Source organism: Streptococcus sp. 1055 (assembly GCF_013276815.1).
Classification (GTDB): Bacteria; Bacillota; Bacilli; order Lactobacillales; family Streptococcaceae; genus Streptococcus; species Streptococcus pseudopneumoniae.
The window spans coordinates 1-9,403 of record NZ_VMLT01000041.1; the positions used below are offsets into that span (position 1 = coordinate 1).

Here is a 9,403-nt window from a genome sequence, read left to right on the forward strand (position 1 = left end):
GTGTTTTGAGCAACCTGCGCCTAGCTTTCTAGTTTGCTCTTTGATTTTTATTGAGTATAAGCAGGCAAATCACTTTTGAAGATGAAAAGAAGCAAGCCGAGATTGGCTTGCTTTTTAAGTTTATTTTTTACCTGACTTGTCCATATTCCAGAAGTCTGTCACAGCTCCGCGTGAAGCAGATGATACGATGTGAGCGTATTTACCGAGGACACCACGACTGTAAAGTGGTGGCAAGGTTGTTTCTGCCTTGCGTTTTTCAAGTTCTTCTTCGGATACTGCCATGGAAATTTCTTTGGTATCTTGGTCAACCGTAACGATATCGCCTGTACGGAGGTAGGCAATCGGTCCACCATCCTGAGCTTCAGGAGCGATATGTCCAACAACCAGACCATAAGTACCACCAGAGAAACGTCCATCCGTCAAGAGGGCAACCTTGTCTCCTTGACCTTTACCAACAATCATTGATGAAAGTGAGAGCATCTCAGGCATACCAGGACCACCCTTAGGTCCAACGAAACGAACAACGACTACATCGCCATCAACGATTTCATCTGTCAGAACGGCCTGAATAGCATCTTCTTCTGAGTCAAAGACCTTAGCTGGACCAACGTGACGACGGACCTTAACACCTGATACCTTGGCAACCGCACCGTCAGGAGCAAGGTTCCCGTTCAAGATGATAAGCGGACCGTCTGCACGTTTTGGATTTTCAAGTGGCATGATAACTTTTTGACCTGGTGTGAGGTCTGCAAAGTCAGCTAAGTTCTCAGCGACTGTCTTACCAGTACATGTGATACGGTCCCCGTGAAGGAAACCATTCGCCAACAAGTACTTCATAACCGCAGGCACACCACCGACTTCGTAGAGATCTTGGAAGACATACTGACCAGATGGTTTCAAGTCAGCCAAGTGAGGCACACGTTCTTGAATCGTATTGAAGTCCTCAAGTGACAAGTCAACATTTGCGGCATGGGCAATGGCAAGCAAGTGAAGAGTGGCATTTGTAGAACCACCGAGAGCCATCGTTACAGTGATGGCATCTTCAAAGGCTTCACGAGTCAAGATATCTGATGGTTTGAGACCAAGTTCCAACATCTTAACAACAGCACGTCCTGCTGCTTCGATGTCTTCTTTCTTGTCAGCAGATTCAGCTGGGTGAGATGAAGAACCTGGCAAACTCATACCCAAGACTTCGATAGCTGTCGCCATGGTATTAGCTGTATACATACCACCACAACCACCAGGGCCAGGGCAGGCATTACATTCAAGACGTTTCACGTCCTCAGCTGTCATATCACCGTGATTCCATTTTCCGATACCTTCAAAGACAGAAACCAAGTCGATATCTTTACCATCAAGATTTCCAGGTGCAATAGTACCACCATAGGCGAAAATAGCTGGAATATCCATATTGGCAATAGCAATCATAGAACCAGGCATGTTCTTGTCACAGCCACCGATAGCGACGAAGGCATCCACATTGTGACCACCCATAGCCGCCTCGATTGAGTCCGCAATGATATCACGAGATGTCAAAGAAAAACGCATCCCAGGCGTTCCCATAGCAATCCCGTCCGCTACAGTGATAGTCCCAAACTGCACAGGCCAAGCACCTGCCGATTTGACACCTTCTTTGGCTAATTTCCCAAAATCATGCAAGTGGATGTTACATGGTGTATTTTCCGCCCAAGTCGAAATCACGCCCACAATCGGTGTCTCAAAGTCCTTGTCTGTCATACCAGTCGCACGAAGCATGGCACGGTTTGGTGATTTTACCATACTGTCATAAATGCTACTGCGGTGACGTTTATCTAATTCAGTCATTTGTTCCCTCCCATTTCAGTTTTTACTATTATAGCACATTTTAAAAGCAATGAACAGAAGAAAATCCTTGAATTTTCAGAAAATTCTATATACATATGAAATATTTAAAACTAAAAACAACAAAGCGGATTAGTGCACTTTCTGATGACCAGAATATGCTTTTTAATCCGCTTTCTTTAAATAACGTACTGTAATTGTTACAAAAATTCTTTCAGAACAGTGTATTTAACATCTATCTTGCATTATAAATTTCTAGAACCTTCTCTTTTATATTCGATTCACTCAAACCATATTCATTAAGAAGATAATCCATTTTCCCTACTTGACCGAATCTTTCTTGAACACCCATCCGATGAATTTTTGTCATTCCATCATCAGAGAATAATTCACATAAAGCACTGCCAATTCCACCTATCTGATTGTGGTTTTCTACAGTAAATATAGTTTTTCCACTTAACATTGTTTTTATCTGTTCTGGTATCGGTTTGATTCTAAATAAATCTATCACACCTACTGAATAACCTAATTTAGACAGTTCATCTGCAACTCGAATACTTGGAGCAACCATTATACCAGAAGCAACGATTACAAGATCTTCACCATGCCTTAACTCAATGTAGCCTTTAGAAAAATCTTCTCCACCTTGATACACAGGAACTGGAGCTTTTCTAATTGTTCGAATATATTTTAGTCCTTTTAAGTCTAATGTCTGGTTCAATATTTCACGAAATTGGATATCATCAGTTGCTTCAAAAATGATCGATTTAGGAATTAAACGTAACAATCCAATTTCTTCAAATGGCATATGTGTCCCACCATTCATTTCTGCAGTTACTCCTGCATCTGATCCAATCACAGTGGCATCCAATTGTGCGTATCCAAGAGAAATAAATAATTGATCAAATACTCTTCGTGAAGCAAAAGGACCAAATGTATGAAGATAAGGTCTAAACCCCTGAATAGACAAGCCTGCTGCAAGGCCGACCATTTCTGCTTCCATAATCCCAACATTCACATAACGGTCTCCAAAGTCCTTTTCAAGATTATTAGTAGCCATCGAACTTGACAAATCGGCTTCTAAGACTACTATATCAGAATAACTTTGATTAGCCTCTAAAAGGAAGTCTCTATATACATGCCGTAATTCTTTCGTACTTCTCATCATTCTGTTTCCTCCAATTCCTGACTTAATCTTTCTACAACTGAAGTTAACATTTGTTTCTCCTCTACAGTAGGGCGAAGATGATGATTGGATTTCATTTCTTCCAGCTCTTGAACCCCTTGACCTTTAATAGTATCTAATACAATACACTTAGGCGATGAATCATTTGACTGTTTTAATCGGACAATCCCTTCATAAATTTCTCTAATATCTGAACCATTGACCCTAATGGATTCAAATCCAAATGCTGAGAATTTTTCTACGAAATCACCTGGATTACAAATATCCTTTGTAAAACCATCTAATTGTTTTTTGTTATCATCAACAAATACAATTAAGTTGGATAACTGTTGATGAGAAGCAAACTGTATAGCCTCCCAACATTGTCCCTCATTTAACTCACCATCTCCAACAATAGCATAAGTATAAAAGGGACTCTTTCTTATTCTCTGACCATATGCAAGTCCAGTTGCAACACTAATTCCTTGTCCTAAAGAGCCCGTTGTCATATCTATGCCTGGCGTTAGATTTCTATCAGGATGAGACGGTAATTTAGTTCCATTTGTATTTAAAGAATATAAGAATTCTTTGTCAAAGAAACTATTCAAATAGAGTGTACTGTATAGAGCTGGTCCTCCGTGACCTTTTGATAATATGAAATAATCTCTATCTCGTGCTGCAAATATTTCTGGAGTCATTGGCATTATTTCACCATAAAGCACTGCTAGAACTTCTACGATAGACAGACTTCCTCCGTAATGTCCGAATCCAAGATGATTCAATGTTCTAAGAGTATTTAATCGGATGTTAGTCGCAAATTTTCTTAACTCATCTTCTCTATTTTCACTTAAAATCATCCCTTACTCCTCCTTTGCAGATGGCTTTTTAATAAAGGATACTCCAAACATAACTGCTAGAATAAGAACAAGACCAATCACAATGCCTGCTTGTGAACCAAATTGATTTAACATTCCTAAAATAATTCCTGATAGACCAAAATCTGCATCTGAGAAAGTTGATCCTTGGAAACCAAGTCCTCCCAAAACTGGCATTAAAAAGACTGGAAGAAAACTGATTAAAATACCTTGTAAAAATGCTCCAATAGTGGCTCCACGAACACCACCAGATGCATTCCCAATGACACCTGCAGTCGCTCCACAGAAGAAATGAGGCACAACGCCTGGTAAGATAACAACCGTTCCTGAAGCAATCATAATTGCCATACTTACTAAACCACCAATAAAACTAGAGATAAATCCAATTAGAACTGCATTGGGTGCATAAGTATAAACAATCGGACAATCCAAAGCAGGTTTTGAATTAGGTACAAGACGCTCTGAAATACCTTTAAAGGCTGGAACAATTTCACCCAAAATAAGGCGAACACCTGCTAAAATAACAAATACCCCTGCTGCAAATTGACCTGCTAATTGTAAAGCATAAACTAGACCACTTGTACCACTACTGATTTCTTTTTCTATATATTCTGACCCTGCAAAGATAGCTACAATAATGTAAATAACTGCCATGGATAAAGTAATACTAACAGTGCTATCACGTAAAAAAGCTAAACTCTTTGGAAATTTAATGTCCTCTGTTGATTTTGATTTGTCACCGATAAGGCTACCAGTAAAACCACTCAACCAATATCCCAAAGAACTGAAATGACCTAAAGCCACCTTGTCATTTCCAGTTAATTGAACCATATATTTTTGCACAAATGCTGGGGAAATACTCATAATAATACCGAGTGCTAATCCTCCTAGTAAGATAAGAGGCAAGCTAGTAAAGCCAGCAACTGATAAAATGACCGCAATCATACATGCCATATATAGAGTGTGGTGCCCTGTTAAAAAAATATATTTAAATCGAGTAAAACGAGCGATTAAGATATTGAACACCATGCCTGCAAACATAATCATTGCAGTAGCTGAGCCATATGTTGTTAAAGCTACAGCTACAATTGCTTCATTATTCGGCACAACGCCAGATAAATGAAAAGCATGCTCAAACATGGTACCAAATGGATTCAAAGAATTTTGTACAATTCCTGCACCACCAGATACAACTAAGAAACCAACAAAGGTCTTAATTCCACCTTTAATAATATCAGGTAATTTCTTCTTCTGAAGAACTAATCCTAAAATTGCAATTAAAGCTACTAAAATAGCTGGTGTACTAACAATATCCAATATGAACTTCATCATGACGCTAGCCTCCTATATAAGTCCTTTTTCTTCACAAATTTTAGTAATTAATTCTCGTAGTTCATCCATATCAATAATACTATTTAAGATACGAACATCTCCAAGATGACTAGCTGAATCAGCTAGATCACGACCAACAATCCAAATATCAGCTACATTTGGATCTGCTCCACCTAAATCATAATGTTCAACTTCTACATCCGAAACATTCAAATCACTCAATACAGATTCAATATTCATCTGTACCATAAAACTTGAACCTAATCCTGAACCACAAGCTGTACCAATTTTTAACATTATCTAATCCTCCTGTTTAATTATCATTTTAATGTCATCATAGTTTTTTGATGATATTAAAGTTTGAACATGATTTTTATCTCTTAAAATTGTTGTTAAATGTGACAAAGCCTTTAAATGACTCTCATTATCAATGGCTGCAATACAAATCAACAATCTTACCTCTTGTTCTGGATTATCCAATAAATAAATCGGTTCTTCCAAAACTAACATTGACATTCCTATTTCATTCACACCTTCATCTGGCCGAGCGTGAGGAATTGCTACTCCCTTCCCTAAATTAATAAAAGGTCCAAACTCTTCTACTTTTTGAATCATTGCCTCAGGGTAGTTCTCAGTTATCTTATCTTGATCCAAAAGCGGTTTAGCTGCTAAACGAATCGCCTCCTTCCATCCTAATTTTTGCGAACTAACCTGATAGGTTTCTTTGGTAATAAGTTGTTCTAGCACTGGTACAATTTCCTTTCTATCATTTTTTTGATAAAGATAATTCTTTAACGCCAATCTTAATTCCAATTCTTGTGTAATAATTCCATATCTTTTGACAATATTCAGGATTTGTTCAATCTCAAAATCTCCATACTCTAAATTCGGAAAATCTTTTAACACTAGTTCTACTAGTTGTATTGCTTGCTCTTCAGTCATCATAACCGAAACTAGATAATTTGGCTTTTCTGTCTCCACCTTTATGGTAGAAAAAACCATATCATAGTCACTACTAGCTTTCACCTGTAAATCATCAATCTTTGAGGTTCCTATAAACTCAATTTGAGGAAATAATGCTAATAGATTCTCTTTTAACATCAATGAAGAACTAACACCATTAGGACAAATGATTGCTGCTTTATACCATTTTTGAGGCAAAGTATCTGCTTTCTTTAAATAACCTCCGAAATGGATAACAAAATATGCTGTTTCACTATCAGGTATGGGATTGTCAATAGCGTCCATCAAGGGCATCAAAGAATCTTTGACTAATTCAAATAAATCAGGATAATGTTCTTTAACATGCAATACATATTCATTTGAACTAGGTAGGCCGAACTTTAGTCTATAGTAAGCCGGTATAAGGTGGCGGCGAAGATTTTCTCTCAATCCTTCCCTTTGTTTAAAATGTAACAAAGAAATATCTTCCATTCTACTTATAATAGCCTCTGTTAATTGATTAAAGTAAACCGGAGCAACATCTACTTCACCTTCAAAGCAACTTGATAATAAAACTGTGATATAGCGATAATCATCCTCAGAAAACACCGTATCTATAATTCCCAAATCAACCACTGTATCCAATAAAATAGTGGTTATATCTTGAATAACAGGAGATACTAATGTCTCTGAAAGACATACTCTTTCAACATCCCTTTGATACCTACACAGAATGAATACTAAACCGAAAAGGCAAACTTTTAATTGATTAACAATAGGTACTAGCTGTAGCTTCTCATAATAATCTTTAACTACCTGATTTATCAAATCATAAGTTAATGAATACCCCCAACTGGATAAAACATAATCCAAACCCCAAATCCCTATGGAGGATTCCAGCAACTCACTAACCATTTGAAAAGCTAAGCGGTGCTTATTCCACTCTGAACCGTGTAAAGTATAACCTTTTGCTCTACTGTACCCTAGCTCCAAATCATTATCTAACATAATCTTTCTTAATGATTGAATATCAGATAAGGTTGTATTCTTACTTACTTTCAAAAAGTCTTGGTAATGATTATTCGATATAAAATCTAATCGGCAAAAAGTGTAAAGATAGATTAAAGCTAAGCGAGTCGACTTTGGTAAAACCAATTCATCCGACTTAATAATATCTGTCAAAGACTGCTTCGTACGATTTGATAAACTATAGCGACCTTGTTTTTTATCCAGCACTATCCCTTTATTAGCTAGATAAGGCACTAAATAATCTATTCCTTCTTTGACTTCCTTTATAGGTAAGCTCACCTTAACAGATAATTCATATAATGATAGCTCACAATGATCCATCAAAGTCATCAAAATAACTAGTGCTCTATAATCAAACATTTCTCTTCCTTTCTAACTACAATTATAGTGTAAAAATTATAAGAATAAAAGAGTATTTGAGCACAATATAATCTCACCTTTTAAAAGAAATTATTGGGCTGAAAGTTTTTAGTGATTATTTTCAACTTTCTATTGACTTTTAAAAACAAAGTGATATCATTTAGATATCAAATAATGGGAATGGTTGAAACGACACTGGAACGGCTCAATGAAGGGGAATTGGTAGAGATTGACGAAGAACGAAAAGCTGCCATGGTTTCAAATCTCCTTGTCGTTCTTTGTGGCAATCATGATGCACAACCAATTGTCAACACGGGAAGTCTTTACTAAAGATGGTTGAAGCTAAAAAAAAGCAGATCCCCCTTCGACTCTCAACAAAGTTATACGCTGCACTCACATCATGGGCAGAAGATGACTTTCGTTCAGTCAATGGGCAAATCGAATATCTCCTCACAGAATGTGTCAAACAACGGAAGAAAGACGGAAAATACGTATCAGAAACCATTGACGAACCATTTGAAATTGATATTTAACACCTTCTCCTGTCTGCTAGGTCTGACAGGAGAATTTTTTCATCTTTTTTTGTCAAGTAACTTTACTTTACAAAAAAAATGTGTTATCCTAGTATGGTTGATGAAAATCAGTAGATTGAATCGAATATAAATACCTAAAGGAGAAATCAAAATGGCAGTACCTGCACGTCGCACTTCAAAAGCGAAGAAAAACAAACGTCGTACACACTACAAAGTAACAGCTCCATCTGTAAACTTTGACGAAACTACTGGAGATTACTCACGTTCTCACCGTGTATCACTTAAAGGATACTACAAAGGACGTAAAATCGCTAAAGCTGCATCAGCTGAATAATAGAAGGGAGATACCATGCGCGTAAATATTACACTTGAACACAAAGAATCTGGTGAACGCTTGTACCTTACTTCTAAAAACAAACGTAACACTCCAGACCGTCTTCAATTGAAGAAATACTCACCAAAACTTCGCAAACACGTTGTGTTTACAGAAGTGAAGTAAGCATTCAATACGAATCAATACAGAAGAAAAACGCTGATTCAAGCGTTTTTTCTTTTTGTTAATTTCAGTACATTGCAATGAGAATCATTCGAATGACTACATTATTGATAATATTTGTTAAGCCATCAAAAGTAATTAACATTTCATAACGAGTAATCCTATTTAAACTCGTCTCACTATCTATTTTTTCTTATCTCTGTGTTATAATGAAATAAAACAAACATTTATATTCCGTTTTTAGCATCTCATTAAAATTGTTCAACATTAATCCTTTCAATCTATACTTAATGAAGATACACACTTTTAATCAAACTTAAACTCTAAAAATATTTACATTACTATTTTAAAAAATATCATAAAATCAAAGATTTAAATTGACAATCCAGTTTACTTTTTTACTTGATTTTCATATACTTGTCAATATACCTTAGAAATATAATTCAAGTACAGGTTATAGTCACTCACTACATTGGCTTTCTATAATAAAAATATTGAGAAAAAATTTTAATAGGAATTATAAACATGAATAATACATTTAAAAACATACCTAAACCCTATTTACCAGAAAAACTTCCATTTGACTATACTTCAATATATACAGATCCACAAATAATTAGATTAGTTTCTAAAGCAGGTATAGCTATTGGAACCTATGAAGGATTTTTATCATCTATTATCAATCCAATGCTACTAATTTCACCATTGCTCAGCCAAGAAGCCGTCCTTTCCTCAAAACTTGAAGGTACTCATGCAACTCTAGAAGACCTACTAAATTACGAAGCAGGTAATAAGGTTGATATAGAACGTGATGAACTACATGAAATTATTATACTGGACTAAAATCAAA

Annotated in this window: 9 protein-coding genes and 2 pseudogenes; 5 read left to right on the top strand and 6 right to left on the bottom strand. The window is 36.3% G+C overall.

Annotated features, from left to right (window positions below):
* Nucleotides 1-120: 120 nt before the first annotated feature.
* The 6 genes from ilvD to HT699_RS04075 form a co-directional block, all read right to left on the bottom strand.
* Nucleotides 121-1,824, bottom strand: coding sequence for a dihydroxy-acid dehydratase (gene ilvD, locus HT699_RS04050; RefSeq protein ID WP_000137343.1), 1,704 nt, complete (start codon nt 1,822-1,824; stop codon nt 121-123).
* Nucleotides 1,825-2,056: 232 nt separating this feature from the next.
* Nucleotides 2,057-2,989, bottom strand: a complete 933-nt coding sequence (locus HT699_RS04055; RefSeq protein WP_138699693.1) for a transketolase family protein — start codon at nt 2,987-2,989, stop codon at nt 2,057-2,059.
* Nucleotides 2,986-3,843 carry a transketolase gene (locus HT699_RS04060; protein WP_138701478.1) on the bottom strand — a complete coding sequence of 286 codons (858 nt, stop codon included), beginning with the start codon at nt 3,841-3,843 and terminating at the stop codon, nt 2,986-2,988. The genes HT699_RS04055 and HT699_RS04060 overlap by 4 nt, the downstream gene beginning before the upstream one ends.
* Before the next feature lie 3 nt (nt 3,844-3,846).
* Nucleotides 3,847-5,193, bottom strand: a complete 1,347-nt coding sequence (locus HT699_RS04065; RefSeq protein ID WP_000975292.1) for a PTS ascorbate transporter subunit IIC — start codon at nt 5,191-5,193, stop codon at nt 3,847-3,849.
* A gap of 12 nt (nt 5,194-5,205) precedes the next feature.
* Nucleotides 5,206-5,490 (bottom strand): PTS sugar transporter subunit IIB, encoded by a 285-nt coding sequence (locus HT699_RS04070; RefSeq protein WP_000912478.1) that lies wholly within the window; start codon nt 5,488-5,490, stop codon nt 5,206-5,208.
* A gap of 3 nt (nt 5,491-5,493) precedes the next feature.
* Nucleotides 5,494-7,524: a BglG family transcription antiterminator gene (locus HT699_RS04075; protein ID WP_000460924.1), complete on the bottom strand. Its 2,031-nt coding sequence runs from the start codon at nt 7,522-7,524 to the stop codon at nt 5,494-5,496.
* A gap of 174 nt (nt 7,525-7,698) precedes the next feature.
* On the opposite strand from HT699_RS04075, the pseudogene HT699_RS04080 reads away from it, so the two are divergent.
* The 5 genes and pseudogenes from HT699_RS04080 to HT699_RS04100 all read left to right on the top strand — a co-directional run.
* Nucleotides 7,699-7,854 (top strand): annotated as a pseudogene (locus tag HT699_RS04080) (hypothetical protein); the annotation flags it as partial.
* 2 nt (nt 7,855-7,856) lie between these two features.
* Nucleotides 7,857-8,057 (top strand): PTS ascorbate transporter subunit IIC, encoded by a 201-nt coding sequence (locus HT699_RS04085; protein ID WP_000228848.1) that lies wholly within the window; start codon nt 7,857-7,859, stop codon nt 8,055-8,057.
* Between the two features lie 151 nt (nt 8,058-8,208).
* Entirely contained in the window at nt 8,209-8,391 is a 183-nt protein-coding gene (rpmF, locus tag HT699_RS04090; protein ID WP_000290417.1) for a 50S ribosomal protein L32, read from the top strand.
* Between the two features lie 15 nt (nt 8,392-8,406).
* On the top strand, nt 8,407-8,556 hold the full coding sequence (rpmG, locus tag HT699_RS04095) for a 50S ribosomal protein L33 (protein ID WP_001265622.1): 150 nt from the start codon (nt 8,407-8,409) through the stop codon (nt 8,554-8,556).
* 522 nt (nt 8,557-9,078) lie between these two features.
* Nucleotides 9,079-9,384 (top strand): annotated as a pseudogene (locus HT699_RS04100) (Fic/DOC family N-terminal domain-containing protein); the annotation flags it as partial.
* Nucleotides 9,385-9,403 lie beyond the last annotated feature (19 nt).